Origin of the sequence: Leifsonia araucanica, from assembly GCF_051161895.1 — a bacterium.
Taxonomy (GTDB): Bacteria; Actinomycetota; Actinomycetes; order Actinomycetales; family Microbacteriaceae; genus Leifsonia.
Genome location: NZ_JBMBTW010000002.1, coordinates 1,294,150 through 1,312,305 on the forward strand (window position 1 = coordinate 1,294,150; position 18,156 = coordinate 1,312,305).

The following is an 18,156-nucleotide window of genomic DNA, read 5'->3' on the forward strand; positions in this document are numbered from 1 at the left end:
CGCGACCCCTCCGGCTCTGAGTGCGGGTCAGGCGAGGTCGAGCGTGCCGGTGTAGACGAGTTCGGCCGGACCGGAGAGGGCGACGTGCTCGCCGTCCTCCGTCGCGAACATGCGCACGCCCACCGTGCCGCCGGGAACATCCACGCGCCACTGGTTGGGCGCACCCTGGCCTGCCCAGTAGCGCACGGCCAGCGCCGCAGCAGCCGCGCCCGTGCCGCAGGACAGCGTCTCTCCGCTCCCCCGCTCGTGCACGCGCATCCGGATGCGTCCGACGCCGTCGACCACGAGCGGCTCGTGCGGCACGACGAACTCGACGTTCGCGCCGTCCACGGGCTCCGGCTCGATGTGCGGGATGTAGCTGAGGTCGGCGGCTTCCAGCTCGGACTCGTCGGCCACGGCGACCACGACGTGCGGGTTGCCCATGTCGATCCCGAGCCCCGGCCGCGCGACCGGAAGTTCTTTCGCCCGCACCAGCGGCTCTCCGCCGTCGAGCGCCCAGCGGCCGAGATCCACCTGGAACCCGGTGAGGTTACGCTGCACATCGCGCACGCCGGAGCGGGTGCCGATCGCGAGCGTGTCTCCGTCGGCGAGTTCGACCAGCCCGGAGGCGATCAGGTAGCGCACGTACACCCGGATGCCGTTGCCGCACATCTCCGCGGGCGACCCGTCGGCGTTGTAGTAGTCCATGAACCACTCGGCGCCGTCGTCCTCCGCCAGCGCTTCCGCGCCCTCCGGCAGGTGCTTCGACCGCACGGCGCGGATGATCCCGTCCGCGCCGATCCCGAAGTGCCTGTCGCAGATCTCGGCGATCTGCGTGGGGGTGAGGTTCACCTGGCCGTCCGGGTCGGAGAACAGCACGAAGTCGTTTCCCGTGCCCTGACCTTTGGTGAAGTGGAGGGTTGTCGCCATGCTCACAGCCTACCGAGCGCCGCGGCGGTCAGATTCTCGTCGTCGTAGTCCAGCCAGTGGATGCGCGGGTACCGTTTGAACCAGCTGACCTGCCTCCGCGCATACCGCCGGGTGAGCTGCTGCGTCTGGGCGATCGCCTCCGCGCGGGTGAGTTCGCCGCGCAGTTCCGCGAGCGCCTGGGCGTACCCGATGGCGCGACTCGCGGTGACGCCGCGCTCCAGGCCGAGCGGGATGAGGGCCTCGACCTCGTCGAGGAGCCCCGCCTGCCACATCCGCTCGACGCGCGCATCCAGTCGCGCGGTGAGTTCGTCGCGCGGGGCGGCGAGCCCGATGATGGTGGACGGCCGCCAGGGCACGGGCTCGTCGGGCAGGGAGGCGCTGACGGGCTCGCCGGTGAGCGCGACGACCTCCAGAGCGCGCACCAGCCTCCGCCCGTTGCTCGGACCGATGTTCGCCGCGGCGGCGGGGTCGGCGTCGAGCAGGCGGCGGTAGAGCATCCCGGGCCCGTGGGCTGCGAGTTCGGCTTCGAGCTGTGCGCGCAGTTCGGGGTCGGTGCCGGGGAACCGGAAGTCGTAGATGACGCTCGACACGTACAGCCCGGACCCGCCGACGAGGATGGGCACGTTGCCGCGATCCAGGATGCCGGTGACGGTCGCGCGCGCTTCCGGCTGGTAGCGGGCGACGGTGGCCTCGTCGGTGACGTCGAGCACGTCGAACAGGTGGTGCGGGATGCCCCGCCACTCCCCCTGCCCGATCTTCGCGGTGCCGATGTCCATGCCCCGGTAGAGCTGCATGGCGTCGGCGTTGACGATCTCCGCCCCGCGCCCGTCGGCCAGCAGCCGCTCGGCCAACGCGAGCGAGAGGTCGGTCTTGCCTGTGCCGGTCGGCCCCACGATGGCGACGATGGGGGTGGATGCGGAAGGTGCGGCGCCCGGTGTCGGTGCGGTGTTCGGTGCTGGCGCGGACACGGCGGCCGCGGTCAGCGCAGGCGTCGCTCCGCCGTCGGCGGACGGCACCGGCGGCTCCGCGGCGGGCGCGGTCAGCGCAGGCCGTCCGTCGGGTCGTAGATGGGCATCGTGCCGACGCCGGGCGAGGTGAGCGGCTCGCCGACGCGGAGGGTGGGGAGGCCGAGCGAGACGCGGCCCTTTCCGCCGGAGGCGACGCCGTCGGCGTGCGTCGGGACGGCGCAGGACTCCGCTTCCGCCCTGTCCCAGGCGTCGCCGGCCGTGGTGCGCCGGATGGCGAGGGGTGCTCCGTCGGCCGAGTCGGCGATCAGGTAGAAGGGCGCCGCCTGGGTGACCGTCACCGTGACCACGTCGCCGGGCCGCGGGACGGGCGAGCCGGCAGGGACCTCGAAGTGCACGAGGCGGCTGTCGTGGGCGCGCCCGCTGAGGCGGTGGGTGTCGGCGTCTTTGCGGCCCTCGCCGTTGGCGACGAGCAGCTCGACCTGACGGCCGATCACCTTCTGGTTCTCTTCGAGCGAGATCCGCTCCTGCAGCGCGGTCAGCCGCTCGTACCGATCTTGCACGACCGCCTTGGGAACCTGGTCGGCCATCGTCGCCGCGGGGGTGCCGGGACGGATCGAGTACTGGAACGTGAACGCCGACGCGAACCGTGCCGCTTCGACGACGCGCATCGTCTCGAGGAAGTCTTCCTCGGTCTCGCCGGGGAATCCGACGATGATGTCGGTGCTGATCGCCGCATCCGGCAGCTTCGCGCGGACGCGGTCGAGGATGCCGAGGAACTTCTCGGAACGGTACGAGCGGCGCATCGCCTTGAGGATGCGGTCGGACCCGGACTGGAGCGGCATGTGCAGCTGCGGCATCACCGACGGCGTCTCCGCCATCGCGTCGATCACGTCGTCTGTGAACGCCGCGGGGTGCGGGCTGGTGAACCGGATGCGTTCCAGCCCGTCGATCTCGCCGGCGGCGCGCAGCAGCTTGGAGAACGCCTGACGGTCGCCGAACTCGACGCCGTAAGAGTTGACGTTCTGCCCGAGGAGGGTGACCTCGATGGCACCGTCGTCGACGAGCGCCTGGATCTCGGCGAGGATGTCGCCGGGGCGACGGTCCTTCTCCTTGCCGCGCAGCGACGGCACGATGCAGAACGTGCAGGTGTTGTTGCACCCGACCGAGATGGACACCCAGCCGCTGTAGCTGGAGTCGCGCTTGGTCGGCAGGGTCGACGGGAAGGTCTCGAGCGACTCGAGGATCTCGATCTCGGCGGCGTCGTTGTGCCGCGCCCGCTCCAGAAGGCTAGGGAGCGAGCCCATGTTGTGCGTGCCGAAGACCACGTCGACCCACGGTGCCTTCTCGAGGATGACGTTCTTGTCTTTCTGGGCGAGGCAGCCGCCGACGGCGATCTGCATGCCGTCGTGCCGCTTCTTCACGGCGGCGAGGTGCCCGAGGTTGCCGTAGAGCTTGTTGTCGGCGTTCTCGCGGACCGCGCAGGTGTTGATGACGACGATGTCGGCCTCTTCACCGTCTGCGGCGATGTAGCCCGCCGCTTCGAGCGAACCGCTCAGCCGCTCGGAGTCGTGCACGTTCATCTGGCAGCCGAACGTTCGGACCTCGTAGGTGCGCGCCCGACCGTCCGGGCGGACGGCCGCGTCCGACGGCGCGATGGCGCTTCGCTCTTCGGTGATGCTCATAGTGCGACAAGTTTACGTTCGACGCGCCGAAGAACCGAACCGCGCGAACGACGCCGGATGGCGCACGTCGACTCGGGGCCCACTACTGGAACCGCACCCCGCCGCGACGGCCCCGGGTGGCGAGTGCCGCATCCATCGCCTGGCGCACGATGGCGGAGCTATAGCCCTTGCGCGCGAGGAAACCGTGGAGCCTGCGCTTCGCCGTCTCGTCGTCGTAGGTGGACAGCTGCCCGACACGCTTCATGGCCAGTTCGGTGGCGCGTTCCAGCTCGTCGTCGTCGGCGATCTCGGCGAGGGCTTCCTCGATCAGCTCCGGCGCGATGTGCCGCCTGTTCAGTTCCTGGGCGATGGCCGACCGACCAAGACCCTTGCGGTTGTGCTGGGTGTAGACGAGTGTGACGGCCAGCGCGGCGTCGTCGAGCAGGCCGACGCTCTCGAGCCGGTCCAGCTCGGCCTGGGCGACGGCCGGGTCGATCTCGCGCTTGGCGAGCACCTGCTCCAGCTCCCACCGCGACATGCCGCGCCGCGCGAGCTGGTGGATCGACACGTTGGATGCGCGCTTGACCTGCTTCTCGGCGACGCTCTCTGTGCCGCGCGCTGCTCCACCACGCTCCGGCGCATCCCCGGAGTCCGACGCGTCTGCACCGCGCGACCCATCAGCATCGTCGGTGGAGTCTTCCAGGAACGCCTTCGACCACAGACCGGTGGTGCGCTTGCGATCGGCCGCCGCGCGCTCACTGTCCGCAGCCGCGTGCACCGTTGACGGAAAGGCGACGATCGGACGAGGCGAATCGTTCTCCGCCGCGTTCGTGTGCGCGCCTCTGCCCAGCCGGGAAGGATGGTCGGCGCCGCGTGACCGCGGCAAGTAGGTCACCGGGGCCAGCTGCTCCGCAGCACCGTCCTCAGCGGCCGTGCCGTCGCCCGCGGGCTCACGACCCGCGCCCGACCCCGACTCGGACTCGGAGGGAAATCGCACCACCACGGTCACTCCTCGTTCTTCTCGCCTCGATCGAATCGTGTGGCACCCAGCGACCTCACGGCTGCCGGGTGCCACACGGCGGACGCTACGCGCCCTTCTTCGCCTGCAGCTTCGCCTCGATGGACCCGACGTTGTCGGGCGCCTCGGCGACCGCGTTGGGGTCTGCGACGATACCGAGCTTGATCTTGATCTTGTTCTCGATGTCGAGCGCGATGTCGGGGTTGTTGATGAGGAAGTTGCGCGAGTTCTCCTTGCCCTGGCCGAGCTGGTCGCCCTCGTAGGTGTACCAGGCGCCGGACTTCTTGACGATCGCGTGCTCGACACCGAAGTCGATCAGGCTGCCCTCGCGGGAGATGCCGACACCGTAGAGGATGTCGAACTCGGCCTGCTTGAACGGCGGCGCCATCTTGTTCTTGACGACCTTGACGCGGGTGCGGTTGCCGACGGCGTCCGCTCCGTCTTTCAGGGTCTCGATGCGACGGATGTCGAGGCGGACCGACGCGTAGAACTTGAGCGCCTTACCACCGGCGGTGGTCTCCGGGCTTCCGAAGAAGACACCGATCTTCTCGCGCAGCTGGTTGATGAAGATCATCGTGGTGTTGGTCTGGTTGAGACCACCGGTGAGCTTGCGGAGCGCCTGCGACATGAGGCGGGCCTGCAGACCGACGTGGGAGTCGCCCATCTCGCCCTCGATCTCGGCGCGGGGCACGAGGGCTGCGACGGAGTCGATGACGATCAGGTCGATGGAGCCGCTTCGCACGAGCATGTCGGCGATCTCGAGCGCCTGCTCACCCGTGTCGGGCTGCGACACGAGCAGGGCGTCGATGTCGACGCCGAGCTTGCGGGCGTATTCGGGGTCGAGCGCGTGCTCGGCGTCGATGAAGGCGGCGATGCCGCCTGCGCGCTGCGCATTGGCGATGGCGTGCAGAGTCAGCGTGGTCTTACCCGACGACTCCGGACCATAGATCTCGACGATGCGGCCGCGCGGGAGGCCGCCGATGCCGAGCGCGACGTCCAGGGCGATCGAGCCGGTGGGGACGACCTCGACGGGTGCGCGCTCGTCGCTGCCCAGTCGCATGACCGAGCCTTTGCCGAACTGGCGGTCGATCTGCGCGAGCGCGGTCTCGAGCGCCTTTTCGCGGTCTGCGGGTGATGGCATGTGCGGTTCTCCTTCTCGGCTTCGCTAACGAGATCGACTGTACGGGGGACGTCCGACACCCGGACATCGAGCGCGCAAACTGTGGACAACCCGTTTTCGATTGCCGTTGTGAAGGAGTCTAGCTACATCCGAACATATCTTCGAGACTTTCGAATGCGGCGTGTCGCGTCAGCGCTTCGGGGCCGGCTTGCCTGCGCCGTACCAGTGCGACTGCGGCACGCCGGTCTCGCGGCAGAGCGCGATCCATACCTCGCGCGGGGCGACCCCGGCTGCGAGCGCCTGCTGCGCCGTGCGGTTGCCGAGTTCGCCGAGCACCAGGTCGGTCGTGAGCGCCTGGCCGTACGTCGAACCGAACTCGTCGAGGATCGCGCGCTGGAACTCACTCAACTTCATGGGACCACCCTACGTGTCTGGACCGACGCTCTCCGTCGGCGGAAACGAAAGACGCCCCGGTCTCCCGGGGCGTCTTCTGATGAGTCTGAATCAGCGTGCGACCAGATCCGCGTCCATCGCCGACACGAACTCGTCGGGGACGGTGTCGGGGATGATGGGCTCGATCCCCTCCAGCACTGCGAGGCGGTCACCAACCTCGCGCATGATGACGGAGATGGGGGTGTCCAGCGCTTCAGCGACCGAGGCGAGAATCTCGGACGACGCTTCCTTCTGACCGCGCTCGACCTCGCTGAGATAGCCGAGGGCGACACTCGCCTTGCTGGCCACCTGTCGGAGCGTACGGCCCTTTTGCAGGCGGAAGTCCCTGAGCACGTCGCCGATTTCCTGACGTACAAGAATCATTCGGAGCCTCCTTCTTCTACCCTGCCGACGGATCGGACCTTGTTAGGGATGCCAACACTAGCGCATCTTATGAGGCTCAACGATATCGATGACGACTGGGCTTTTCTTGTGAATGCAGCAGGTGTAACGAGACCGTAACAGCACGTATTCCCGCCCGTTACGACGGATCGAGACCGACCTCATCGGCCAGCTCCGCGAGCACCCGCTCGACCACCTGACGCCGGATCTCCGCCCGCGTCCCGGTGAGCGCGAGCTCGACGGCGCGCGTCCCCTCCGCGGTGGAGATCCCGACGAACACCGTGCCCACCGCGCGGCCGCCCTGCGGGTCGGGTCCTGCGACGCCGGTGGTGGAGAGACCGATGGACGCCGGCCTGCCGTCGACCGCCAGCGCATCCCGGACCCCGGAGGCCAGCTGCCTGGCGACCTCGGGATGCACGGGGCCCTCCGCCGCGAGCAGGGCCGCATCCACACCGGTGAGCGTGTGCTTCAGCTCGGTGGCGTAGACGACCACACCGCCGAGCACCACCGCGGATGCTCCGCCGACCCTGGTCAGTTCCGCGCAGAGCTCCCCGCCGGTGAGAGACTCCGCCGCCGCGACGGTGAGACCGCGGTCGGCGAGGTACGGGATGAGGCGTGCGGCCAGGTCAGGCGACGGCACGCTTCGCCCTCCGGCCCTTCCAGGCCTGCCAGAGGTAGTCGAACCCGGTGACGACGGTGAGGATCACGGCGACCGTCATCACGATGCCGTTGACCCAGAACACCCAGTCGCCGAACAGGGTCCAGAGCGGAAACAGCGCCAGGCTGATGGCGACAGACTGCACGATGGTCTTGATCTTGCCGCCACGGGATGCGGCGATGACGCCCTGCCGGATCACCACGAAGCGGTACACGGTGATGCCGATCTCGCGCACCAGGATGACAATGGTGACCCACCACGGGAGCTCGTTCAGGATGGAGAGCGCGACCAGGGCGCCGCCGGTGAGCACCTTGTCGGCGATCGGGTCGAGCAGCTTTCCCAGCTCGGTGACGAGGTTGTTGCGCCGGGCGATGGCGCCGTCGACGCCGTCGGTGGCGATGGCGATGACGAACAGCACGGCCGCCGCCCAGCGGAGCCAGCCGTCGTCGCCGGCGTCTGCCAGGAGCATCCACACGAACAGCGGGGCGAGCAGGATGCGCACCATGGTGATGATGTTGGGCAGGTTCCAGTTGCTCGCCCGTGCTGGCGTGCCCTCCGCCGGGGCAGGCGGAGGCGTGTCGTGCACCGACATGTGATCTACTCCCTGTCGGTCAGCTGCCAGGCGTCCTCGTCCGAGTCGCCGTCCACCTCAGGATAGCCCTCGGTCATCCGTGCGACCGGGTCTCCGCCGTACTGGTCGTCGTCCATCGCGGCGGCAGACGCGACGGACGCGGCGGGCGCAGCAGGCGCACCGGACGGGGCGGACGCGGCAGGCGCAGCCCCGCCGGGCGATTCCTCGCCGCGCAGCATCGCGAGCACGGACGGGAGCTGGTCGGCCGTGGCGAGCACGTCCCTCGCCTTCGAGCCTTCGGACGGGCCGACGATCTCGCGCGATTCCAGCAGGTCCATCAGGCGCCCCGCCTTGGCGAAGCCGACCCGGAGCTTGCGCTGCAGCATCGAGGTGGAGCCGAACTGCAGCGACACCACCAGCTCGGCGGCGGCGAGCAGCAGCTCGAGGTCGTCGCCGATGTCCGAGTCGATCTGCTTCTTCTCCGCGGCGGCGGCGACATCCTGCCGGTACTCCGGACGCGCCTGCCTGGTGACGTGCTCGACGACCTTCTGGATCTCGGCCTCGTTGACCCACGCGCCCTGCACGCGGATCGCCTTGGACGCCCCCATCGGCAGGAACAGGGCGTCGCCCTGACCGATGAGCTTGTCGGCGCCCGGCTGGTCCAGGATGACGCGCGAGTCCGTGACACTGGTCACGGCGAAGGCCAGTCGCGACGGGACGTTCGCCTTGATGAGGCCGGTGACCACATCCACCGATGGCCGCTGGGTGGCGAGCACCAGGTGGATGCCGGACGCACGCGCCAGCTGCGTGATGCGCACGATCGAGTCCTCGACGTCTCGCGGTGCGACCATCATCAGGTCGGCGAGCTCGTCGACGACGACGAGGAGGTACGGGTACGGCTTGAGCGTGCGCTCGCTGCCGGCGGGGAGGACGATCTCGTTGTTGACGACGGCCTTGTTGAAGTCGTCGATGTGCCGGAAGCCGAAACTCGCGAGGTCGTCATAGCGCATGTCCATCTCTTTCACGACCCACTGCAGCGCTTCCGCCGCCTTCTTGGGGTTCGTGATGATGGGGGTGATGAGGTGCGGCACGCCGCTGTAGATGGTCAGCTCGACGCGCTTCGGGTCGATGAGCACCATGCGAACGTCCGACGGCTTGGCGCGCATCAGCAGGCTGGTGATCATCGAGTTGACGAAGCTCGACTTTCCGGAGCCGGTGGAACCGGCCACGAGGAGGTGCGGCATCTTCGCCAGATTGGCGACGACGAACCCGCCGCCGACGTCTTTGCCGACGCCGATGGTCATCGGGTGGGTGCTCTTGGTCGCCGCACCCGATCGCAGCACGTCGCCGAGGGAGACGATCTCGCGATCGGAGTTCGGGATCTCGATGCCGATGGCGCTCTTGCCGGGGATCGGAGACAGGATGCGCACTTCGTTGCTCGCGACCGCGTACGACAGGTTCTTGCTGAGCGCGGTGACGCGCTCGACCTTCACACCGGGGCCGAGCTCGATCTCGTACTGCGTCACCGTCGGGCCTCGCGAGTATCCGGTGACCTGCGCGTCGACGCCGAACTGCGTCAGCACCTCGGTGATCGCCGCGACGATGTCCTCGTTCGCGCTCGACCGGGTCTTGGCCGGGGTTCCCGCCGACAGCATCCCGGCGGAGGGCAGGTGGTATGGAGCGGCGGGCTCCGAGGCGGACGGGATGGCGGCGGTCTCGTCGAAGTCGTCTGCACCCGCGCCCTGGGCGTCAGGGACGAACCCGGGGAGCACGGCGGGTGCTGCCGCAGCGGCCGGGGGCCACGGAGCGGGAGCGGCGGGCGCGATCTCGCCGGTGAAGCGCTTGAGGGCGTCCTCCGCGTTGGCGAGCTCGCTGAGCACCTCGGTGTTGTAGTGGTCGCTGGCCGGATCGGGCTCGAGGGCCGTGGCGAACTCGCCCTTGCCCTTCTTGGGGCGGTCGCCGAACACCTCGGTGATGCCGTCCTCGACCACGGGGGTGTCGAACGCGGGGTCTTCCTCGCGGCCGGACTTGTTCCTGCGCCACCAGGGCAGGTTCGCCTCCTGCTCGCCGTCGTCGCCGTCGACCCCGTCGAGCTCCACCTGCTGAGTCTTGGCCTCCTTGGCGGCCTGACGCTCCTCCTCCGTGGGAAGCTGCGCGCCGAACAGGTATGCGTAGAGCTCGCGCACCCGGACGCCCACCTTGTTCGGCGGGGTCTTGGTGATGATGAAGATACTGAGGATGAGCAGCACGATGATCACGGCGGCAGCGCCGTACGGCGTGATCAGCGCGGAGAGCGGTGCGGCGAGCAGCCAGCCGAGCACTCCCCCGGCCTCAGCGAGCTTCGCCATGCCGTCGCTGGGCTGCGGGTGGAAGCTGAACAGGTGGCACAGGCCGGAGATGGTGAGCAGCAGAATACTCAGGCCGATGCCGATGCGCGTGTTGTCGTGGACGGAGCTCGGATGCCGGAACAACCACCCGGCGAACAGCACCATGATGACGGGGAGTGCGAACGCCACGCGCCCGAACAATCCGCCGAACGTCCACGCATCCAGGGTGCGGGCGACCTCGTCGTTGATGAGGAACCACTCGACCACGGCGCCGGCGACGGCGAGGAGGACGAGGAAGAACGGGAAACCGTCCCGACGCTCTTCCTTGGCGAGCTTCTCGGGCCCGAGGGCGCGGAAGGCGGCGCCCGTGAGGTGGGCGAGGCCCATCCACGCGCGGACGAGGGGGTTCGGCCCCGCGTCGGCGGTCGGGTATGCGACCGTCTTCTGGGTCGCGGTCTTCGCCGCCGGCTTGCGCGCGGCCGAGCCGCCGCGGCCGGAGGGGTTCCGTGCGCGCGATGTCGACTTGGTGCTCGTAGCCATAGGGTCCACGGTACTTCGCGCCCCCGTCTTCCTGCGGTTACCGCGCGCTGATTGTGGAAAATCGGTCCCCGGCCGGTTCTGTGCAGGAGACCCGGGTCAGTGCACGGCTCTGACCATCGTGTCCGCGTTCTCGCCGGACGCGACGGTGATGTATCCCTCGCTGATGTAGAGGCGCTGGGCGAAGTTCGCGCGCTCGACGCTCAGGCTGACGCGGCTGTGCCCGGCGGCGCTCGCCTGCCGGGCGACCGCCTGCAGCAGCGCGCGCCCGACGCCTCGTGCACGCCACTGGGTGTTCACGCCGAGCGTCAGTTCCGGGACGCCGACGGCCACGAAGCCGTAGCCGGGCGCGTTGGCGGGGAACAAGCGCCCCCAGCACGCACCCACCGGCACGTCGCGCGCGTCGATCGCGACAGATCCGAAGTCGCCCGGCCGCATCCAGCCACTGACGTAGCGGGACACCTTCGTGTCGTCGAGCACGGCGACCCTCGGCCGGCTGGTGGCCGGGTTCCAGTTGGACGCCTCGACGAGCATGTCGGCGAGGAAGCGCGCGTCGTCCCCCGTCGCCGCCCTGATCCGGAATGCTGTCATGCAGGAACGTTACCGGGAGACGTGTAACAGCGAGGTTACGAAACCGCCGCGCGCCTGCCCGTCAGTACCGGATGGCGTCGATCACCTTCACCCGCACCGCGACGAGCGCGGGCAGCAGTCCGGCGAGCGCTCCGACGGCGGTGGCGGCGACCATCCCGATCACCGCGGCCTCCACCGGGAACGGCGGCAGGTCGGACACCAGCCCCTGGCCGATCAGCTGTTCGAGCCACGGACTCTTCACGATCAGGATGGACAGGCCGACGCCTGCCGCTCCGGCGACCATCGTCGCGACGACGCTCTCCATCATCACGGCGAAGAACACCCGCCCGGCCGTCGCCCCGAAACTCCGCCGCACCCCGATCTCCCGGATGCGGTGGCGCACCGTCACCAGTGCGATGTTGACGAGCCCGAGAGCGCCGAGCAGCAGCACGAGCACGGCGATCCCTCCGACGGCGAGCTTCAAGAATCCGAGGGGATCGTCGCCGTGAGCCAGATAGTCCTGCCGGTTGACGCTCGCCGTTCCTGCGCCAAGCGACTGGTCCAGCTCCTCCCGGATGGCCTGGGCGAGAGGATCGGCCAGGTGCGGCGGCACCCACGCCTCCAGGTTCGCCGGTGCGCCGCCCGTGTAGTCGACCGACATCAGCGGAGCGGACGCGGGGGTGAGCACGTACGCCGACGGCGTCATGTCCTCCCCGGCGGGCGTGCGGAAGACGCCGACGACGACCGCCGTCACTTCCCCATCGCCGCTCAGGACGCGTGCGGTGGGGTGCGACGCGAGCGACGGCGAGCCCAGCTTGCGCCAGAAGTCGCCGTTGACCACGAGCGCCGGAGCCAGCCGCTCCGTGTCGGACTTCGCGAACCAGGACCCTTCCGAGATGCGGAGGCGGTGCATCGCCGCATACGGCTGGTCGACGGCCGTGGTGTTGACCTCGGCGACGCCTCCCCGGAACTGCACACGCATCCCGAATGGGCGCACGGACGAGGTGTACTCGATCTTGTGGCGTTCGACGACCCCGGCCCACGCCTGGGGCAGCCCTCCCCCCACGAGCGGCGTGCCGTCCGGGCCGTACGATGCGGAGACGGACAGCAGCGCCGGACGGCCGCCGAACCGCTCGTTGGACTCCGTGAGGCCCTGCTGTGCGATGTTCGCGAGCCCGACGACGGAGCTCAGCGCGCACACCGCGACGGCGACGCCGATCAGCGACAGCAGCACGCGCACCCGGTGGATGCGCACCTCCTGCCAGGCTTCGACGATCGCGCCCCAGACCGACTCGACCGCCCTCACGCCGGCACCTCCGCGCCGGACTCGACCGGATGCAGCCGGCCGGCGTCCAGCCGGTGCCGCTCGTCAGCGAGCGCGGCGATCGCCGGGTCGTGCGTGATGGTGACGAGAGCTGCGCCGTAGTCGGTCGCGACGGTGTCGAGGAGCCCCATCACCGAGGTCCCCGTCTCCACATCGAGGGCGCCGGTCGGCTCGTCGGCGAGGATGAGGCGCGGTTCGCGCACGAGGGCTCTGGCGATGGCGACGCGCTGCTGCTCACCGCCGGAGAGCTTCTCCGGCATCGTGTCGAGGCGGTGGCCCAGCCCGACCTTGTCGAGCATCTCGGCGGCGATGGTCCTGCGCCGCCAGAATCGGCGCCCGCTCGCGTAGAGCAGCGGGGTCATCACATTCTCGAGCGCGGAACGCCCCGAGAGCAGGTTGAACTGCTGGAAGATGAAGCCGACGTCCGCACCGCGCTGCCGATCGCGCGCACCCGACCTCAGCCGGGCAACCGATCGTCCGTCGAACTCGAACACCCCGGAGGTCGGCGCATCCAGCAGGCCCAGGATGTTGAGCAGGGTGGACTTGCCGGAGCCGGAACGCCCGACGATGGAGGTGCGCTCCCCGTGTTCGACGACGAGGTCGACGCCGTGCAGGATGGTCAGCGGCTCGGCGTCCGGGATGTCGACCGTCTTGGTCACACCCTCGAGTCGCAGCAGGGTCACGAGCCGACCGACGCGCAGGACATCGAGCCGTCGGGCCCGGTGACGCACCCGTTCTCGTCGGGCATCGGTGCGCCAGGGACGAACTCGAGGATCGTGTCGCCCTCCTTCACCCCGCCGCGGACCTCGACGGCGGTACCGTCGGTGAGACCGAGGGTCACGGCCACCTCCTTCGGGGCCCCGCCCTTCGGGTCCGGCAGGAAGACGATGCCCTTCTCGGCCGTGCCCTTGATGGCCGTGGTCGGAACGGTGAGCACGCCCTCCGCCCGGCCGCCGGACATGGTGAGGTCGGCGGAGAGGCCGGCGAACACGGTGACGCCGGCCGGGATCGCGCAGCGGACGGTGGTCGACGATCCGGATGCGCCTCCGCCGCCCTGCTGCTCGGAGCCGGCCGGCGGGGTCTGTGCCGTGTCGGCGGTCGCGGCGGGCGTGGTGATGCTGAGGCCGGTGCAGGTGAACGGCGCCGGGCCGTTCTTGATGGTCACCACGGCCTCCGTGGGCCGGTTGAGCAACCGGTACTGCTGGGCGGACGGCAGGGATGCCGTGGCCGAGAACGTGGGAGGCGCGATGCCGCCCGTCGCCTCGCCGACCGCCACCGACTGGCCGGGGATGACCGGCAGAGCGCTGACGATGCCGCCGATCGGCGCGGTGACCTCGACGTAGCTGACGGCAGGCTTCGGCTGCGTGACGACGGGAACGCCGTCGGGCCCTGTCGTCTCGACCGGGTCGCGCGGCGTCTCCACCTTGATGTCGTAGAGCGTCGCTCCGGCCTCCACCGCGGCGCCGACGGCGACCTGCACCTCGTCGACCACGCCGGCGGCCGTGGCCCTGACCGGTGCGGCGGGATCGGCGACGATGGAACCACTCACGGTCACATCGTTGACGATCGTGCCGGTCTGCACGGCCACGGTCGGATCGCTCAGCTCGGCGGTCGGCTGCAGCGGATCGGACGCCGATGGGCCGTCACCGAAGAACGCCAGTTTGACGAGCGCCGCCGCAACCACGGCGACGAGAACCAGACGGATGATGGGAAAGACCCATCGTCGCGTTACCCCCACTGTTCCTGCTTTCTTCTTTGAGTTATCTAGTCCCTCGCCCGCGACACGGACGAGGGGCCACCCCCCGGCGGCTTGTTCGTCAGTGCGTCACGCCTCGATCACGAGCGGAACGATCATCGGACGACGGCGGTAGCTGGTGTTGACCCAGCGGCCGACCGTGCGGCGCACGACCTGCGAGAGCGCGTGCGAGTCGCGAACGCCGTTGTGGGCCGCCTCCGCCAGCGCTGAGGCGATCTTGGGCTTGACCGCGTCGAACACGGCGTCGTCTTCGGCGAAGCCGCGCGCGTGGATCTCCGGGCCCGTGACGATGCGGCCGGTGGCCGCCTCGACGACGACGATGATCGAGATGAAGCCCTCTTCGCCGAGGATCCTGCGGTCTTTGAGGTCGGCGTCGGTGATCTCGCCGACGCTCGAACCGTCCACGTAAACGAAGCCGAGGTCGAGCTGGCCGACGACCCGGGCGACACCGTCGCGCAGGTCGATCACGGTGCCGTCTTCGGCGAGGATGGTGTTCTGCTCCGGGACGCCGGTGTCCATCGCCAGACGCGCGTTCGCGACCAGGTGGCGATACTCGCCGTGCACCGGCATGACGTTCTTCGGCTTCAGGATGTTGTAGCAGTAGAGCAGCTCGCCCGCGGCGGCGTGGCCGGAGACGTGGACCTTGGCGTTGCCCTTGTGCACGACGTTCGCGCCGAGCTTGGTCAGGCCGTCGATCACGCGGTACACGGCGTTCTCGTTGCCCGGGATCAGGCTGGACGCCAGGATGACCGTGTCGCCCTGGCCGATCTCGATCTGGTGGTCGAGGTTGGCCATGCGCGCGAGCACGGCCATCGGCTCTCCCTGCGAGCCGGTGGACATGTAGACGATCTCGTCGTCCGGCAAATCTGCTGCCTTCTTGTAGTCGATCAGCACGCCCTCCGGCACCTTGAGGTAGCCGAGGTCGGCGGCGATGCCCATGTTGCGCACCATCGAACGGCCGAGCAGCGCGACGCGTCGTCCGTTGGCGGCTGCGGCGTCGAGCACCTGCTGCACCCGGTGCACGTGGCTGGAGAAGCTCGCGACGATCACGCGGCGCGGGGCGCGGGCGATGACGTTGTCGAGCACGGGGCCGATGGAGCGTTCGAGCGGGGTGAACCCGGGCACGTCGGCGTTCGTGGAGTCGGCGAGGAACAGGTCGACGCCCTTCTCGCCGAGGCGGGCGAAGGCCCGCAGGTCGGTCAGGCGGTCGTCCAGCGGAAGCTGGTCCATCTTGAAGTCGCCGGTGTGCAGCACGACGCCGGCCGGCGTGGTGATCGCGACGGCGAGCGCATCCGGGATCGAGTGGTTGACGGCGACGAACTCGAGCGAGAACGGCCCGAGCTGCTCGACCTGCCCCTCCTTGACGGTGAGGCTGTACGGCTGGATGCGGTGCTCCTTGAGCTTCGCCTCCACCAGAGCGAGGGTGAGCCCGGAGCCGATGAGCGGGATGTCCCTGCGCAGCTTGAGCAGGTACGGCACGGCGCCGATGTGGTCTTCGTGGCCGTGCGTGAGCACGACGCCCACCACATCGTCGAGCCGGTCGCGGACCGGTGCGAAGTCGGGCAGGATCAGGTCGACGCCCGGCTGGTTCTCCTCCGGGAAGAGGACGCCGCAGTCGACGATGAGGAGCTTGCCCTCGTATTCGAAGACCGTCATGTTGCGGCCGATCTCCCCCAGGCCGCCGGTGGGGATGATCCTGAGGGTGCCCGGTTCGAGTGCGGGCGGGTCGGAGACGAGGTTGGGCATGTGCCCTCCTAAACGGTTACCGGCGCTGTGCGCCTGTTGTGGTTCACGCCGTGCAATGGCAGCGGCCTATCGAGTTGTTCCGGCGATTCGGGGTAGAGCACCGCCTGCTGCGGCGTTGCGATCCGGCCGGAAGTTGGAGAAGTCGACACCGGGGATGTCTTTGACGAGGTCGAGCTCGTCTTCGATCTGAGCGGCCTCCCACTCCTCCGGACCGACGAGCGGCAGGCGCACGCGCGGGCTGGAGATGCGGCCGAGGCCGTGCAGGATGTACTTCGCGGCGACCGTGCCCGGCACGTGCGTCATGACGGCGCGCACCAGCGGTTCGAGCTTCTGGTGCGCCGCGGTGGCAGTGGCGAGATCGCCCGCGTTGACCGCATCCACGATCTGGCGGTAGGGCCGCGCGGCGATGTTGGCCGTGACGCCGATGAGGCCCGTTGCTCCGATGGCCAGGTGCGGGAGCACGTTGGCATCGTCGCCGGAGAAGTAGAGCAGGTCGGTCTGGTTGAGCACCCGGCTGACCTCGCTGAAATCGCCCTTCGCGTCTTTGATGGCGAGCACGTTGGGGTGCTTCGCGATGCGGAGGATGGTCTCGTATTTGATCGGGACGCCGGTGCGGCCGGGGATGTCGTAGAGGATCACCGGAAGGTCGGTGGAGTCCGCGATGAGCCGGAAGTGGGTGAGGATGCCCGCCTGGGTGGGCTTGTTGTAATAGGGAGTGACGATCATCACGCCATCCGCCCCCGCCTTCTCGCTCTGCTGATAGAGCTGGATGGCGTGGGCCGTCTCGTTGGAGCCGCCGCCCGTGATGATCTTGGCGCGACCGGCCGCCACGTCTTTGCCGACCTCGACCAGCCGCAGCTTCTCGTGGTCGGTGAGGGTGGAGGTCTCCCCGGTCGTGCCGGTGACGACGATGCCGTCCGCCCCCGCGGTGATCACGTCGTCGATGTGCTTCTCCACGCCGGCCCAGTCGACCTCGCCATCGGCGGTGAACGGGGTGACCAGGGCCACGAGGACCTGGCCGAACGGATTCGCGGAGTTCGACATGGCTCAAGGTTATCGGGTCGGTCGCTCCGGGCGCTCTCCCCCTCGTCGGATCTGTGGACAGTCCCCGTTATCCACATGCGCCTGCGTCATCCGCCGTCACACTCCGCATCCGGTGCCGCAGCGGGCGTAACGTCACGGTCCATGAACGCTTGGGAAGCGGCCGCCGTGCTCGTCGCGCTCGTCGTCGCCGCCACGGTGGGCGGGTTGCTCTGGCGCAGGACCACCGGGCGCGTCCGCACCGCCAGGCAGACGCGTGTCGTCACGGCCGCAGAGGTCGGAGCAACCTCCTTCGGCAGCGCCGCGACGCTCCTCCAGTTCTCCACCGAGTTCTGCGCGCCGTGCACGGCGACCGCCCGCATCCTGAGCGGCATCGCCGACGAGCGGCCTGGCGTCGCCCACGTGGATGTGGATCTCACCCACCGTCCGGACCTCGCCTCGCGCTTCGGCGTGCTGCAGACGCCAACCACCCTCGTGCTCGACACCTCCGGCGCCATCCGCGCACGCATCGGAGGGGCGGCCCGCGCCGACGAGGTGCGCATCACCATCGACCAGATCACCGGGAGCGACCATGTCAACGCCTGAACAGACACCCACCGTCCGCGCCGGGATCGACCCCCGATCGCCCCGCTTCGGGGCGGGCATCACGGCCGTGCTCCTCCTCGTCGACGTGTTCCTCGGCCTGGTCGGCGCGACGACGGCGGCGTTCTGGCTGCTGCTCGTGATCGCGCTGCTCTTCGCCTGGGGTGCGTTCGCCGGCATCCGGCGCCACCCGTACGGCGCGCTGTTCCGCACCGTCGTGCGCCCCAGGCTCGCGCCGCCCGCCGAGCTCGAGGACCCTGCTCCCCCGACCTTCGCCCAGGGGGTCGGGCTGGTCGTCACCGGGCTCGGCCTGCTCCTGCACCTGCTCGGGGTGCCGGCCGTGCTCCCGATCGCCGCGGCGCTGGCGTTCGTCGCCGCCTTCCTCAACTCCGCCTTCGGATACTGCCTCGGCTGCCAGATCTACCTGCTGCTCGTGCGCGCCGGCGTGATCCGCCGCGGCGGCGTCGCTGCCGCCTGAACGAATACCAGGGAATCCCCCGTACGCCCTGCCTCGGTGTCTGGGGGCGCGATTAG

At 69.4% G+C, this 18,156-nt stretch carries 18 protein-coding genes; 2 read left to right on the forward strand and 16 right to left on the reverse strand.

Going from position 1 to position 18,156, the window contains the following annotated elements; translation table 11 throughout:
* Window positions 1-27 precede the first annotated feature (27 nt).
* From dapF to dapA, 16 genes are all read right to left on the reverse strand, one after another.
* Complete coding sequence (gene dapF, locus ACN6M5_RS06230; protein WP_168689690.1) at window positions 28-909, reverse strand: diaminopimelate epimerase; 882 nt, start codon at window positions 907-909, stop codon at window positions 28-30.
* Window positions 910-911: 2 nt separating this feature from the next.
* Window positions 912-1,814 carry a tRNA (adenosine(37)-N6)-dimethylallyltransferase MiaA gene (gene miaA / locus ACN6M5_RS06235; protein ID WP_434952329.1) on the reverse strand — a complete coding sequence of 301 codons (903 nt, stop codon included), beginning with the start codon at window positions 1,812-1,814 and terminating at the stop codon, window positions 912-914.
* Between the two features lie 134 nt (window positions 1,815-1,948).
* Window positions 1,949-3,559, reverse strand: a complete 1,611-nt coding sequence (miaB, locus tag ACN6M5_RS06240; protein ID WP_434948917.1) for a tRNA (N6-isopentenyl adenosine(37)-C2)-methylthiotransferase MiaB — start codon at window positions 3,557-3,559, stop codon at window positions 1,949-1,951.
* Between the two features lie 82 nt (window positions 3,560-3,641).
* Window positions 3,642-4,541 carry a regulatory protein RecX gene (locus ACN6M5_RS06245; RefSeq protein WP_434948918.1) on the reverse strand — a complete coding sequence of 300 codons (900 nt, stop codon included), beginning with the start codon at window positions 4,539-4,541 and terminating at the stop codon, window positions 3,642-3,644.
* Window positions 4,542-4,623: 82 nt separating this feature from the next.
* Entirely contained in the window at window positions 4,624-5,697 is a 1,074-nt protein-coding gene (recA, locus tag ACN6M5_RS06250) for a recombinase RecA (RefSeq protein ID WP_168689692.1), read from the reverse strand.
* A 168-nt stretch (window positions 5,698-5,865) separates the two neighbouring features.
* Entirely contained in the window at window positions 5,866-6,090 is a 225-nt protein-coding gene (locus ACN6M5_RS06255) for a DUF3046 domain-containing protein (protein ID WP_085370403.1), read from the reverse strand.
* A 90-nt stretch (window positions 6,091-6,180) separates the two neighbouring features.
* Complete coding sequence (locus tag ACN6M5_RS06260; protein WP_055895785.1) at window positions 6,181-6,492, reverse strand: helix-turn-helix domain-containing protein; 312 nt, start codon at window positions 6,490-6,492, stop codon at window positions 6,181-6,183.
* 157 nt (window positions 6,493-6,649) lie between these two features.
* Window positions 6,650-7,150 (reverse strand): CinA family protein, encoded by a 501-nt coding sequence (locus ACN6M5_RS06265; RefSeq protein ID WP_168689693.1) that lies wholly within the window; start codon window positions 7,148-7,150, stop codon window positions 6,650-6,652.
* Window positions 7,137-7,760: a CDP-diacylglycerol--glycerol-3-phosphate 3-phosphatidyltransferase gene (gene pgsA, locus ACN6M5_RS06270; protein ID WP_434948919.1), complete on the reverse strand. Its 624-nt coding sequence runs from the start codon at window positions 7,758-7,760 to the stop codon at window positions 7,137-7,139. Before pgsA ends, ACN6M5_RS06265 begins: the two co-directional genes overlap by 14 nt.
* A gap of 5 nt (window positions 7,761-7,765) precedes the next feature.
* Window positions 7,766-10,606: an FtsK/SpoIIIE family DNA translocase gene (locus ACN6M5_RS06275; protein ID WP_434948920.1), complete on the reverse strand. Its 2,841-nt coding sequence runs from the start codon at window positions 10,604-10,606 to the stop codon at window positions 7,766-7,768.
* A 96-nt stretch (window positions 10,607-10,702) separates the two neighbouring features.
* Window positions 10,703-11,194 carry a GNAT family N-acetyltransferase gene (locus tag ACN6M5_RS06280; protein ID WP_085370409.1) on the reverse strand — a complete coding sequence of 164 codons (492 nt, stop codon included), beginning with the start codon at window positions 11,192-11,194 and terminating at the stop codon, window positions 10,703-10,705.
* A 61-nt stretch (window positions 11,195-11,255) separates the two neighbouring features.
* Window positions 11,256-12,479, reverse strand: coding sequence for an ABC transporter permease (locus ACN6M5_RS06285; protein WP_434948921.1), 1,224 nt, complete (start codon window positions 12,477-12,479; stop codon window positions 11,256-11,258).
* Window positions 12,476-13,180, reverse strand: coding sequence for an ABC transporter ATP-binding protein (locus ACN6M5_RS06290; RefSeq protein ID WP_434948922.1), 705 nt, complete (start codon window positions 13,178-13,180; stop codon window positions 12,476-12,478). Before ACN6M5_RS06290 ends, ACN6M5_RS06285 begins: the two co-directional genes overlap by 4 nt.
* Window positions 13,177-14,235: an efflux RND transporter periplasmic adaptor subunit gene (locus ACN6M5_RS06295; protein WP_434948923.1), complete on the reverse strand. Its 1,059-nt coding sequence runs from the start codon at window positions 14,233-14,235 to the stop codon at window positions 13,177-13,179. The genes ACN6M5_RS06290 and ACN6M5_RS06295 overlap by 4 nt, the downstream gene beginning before the upstream one ends.
* Window positions 14,236-14,322: 87 nt before the next feature.
* Window positions 14,323-15,999: a ribonuclease J gene (locus ACN6M5_RS06300; protein ID WP_085370414.1), complete on the reverse strand. Its 1,677-nt coding sequence runs from the start codon at window positions 15,997-15,999 to the stop codon at window positions 14,323-14,325.
* A 66-nt stretch (window positions 16,000-16,065) separates the two neighbouring features.
* Window positions 16,066-17,043 carry a 4-hydroxy-tetrahydrodipicolinate synthase gene (gene dapA, locus ACN6M5_RS06305; protein ID WP_085370416.1) on the reverse strand — a complete coding sequence of 326 codons (978 nt, stop codon included), beginning with the start codon at window positions 17,041-17,043 and terminating at the stop codon, window positions 16,066-16,068.
* Between the two features lie 141 nt (window positions 17,044-17,184).
* Between dapA and ACN6M5_RS06310 the strand changes: the two genes are divergently transcribed.
* Window positions 17,185-17,625, forward strand: coding sequence for a thioredoxin family protein (locus ACN6M5_RS06310; protein WP_168689696.1), 441 nt, complete (start codon window positions 17,185-17,187; stop codon window positions 17,623-17,625).
* Entirely contained in the window at window positions 17,612-18,100 is a 489-nt protein-coding gene (locus ACN6M5_RS06315; protein ID WP_434948924.1) for a DUF4395 domain-containing protein, read from the forward strand. Before ACN6M5_RS06310 ends, ACN6M5_RS06315 begins: the two co-directional genes overlap by 14 nt.
* Window positions 18,101-18,156 lie beyond the last annotated feature (56 nt).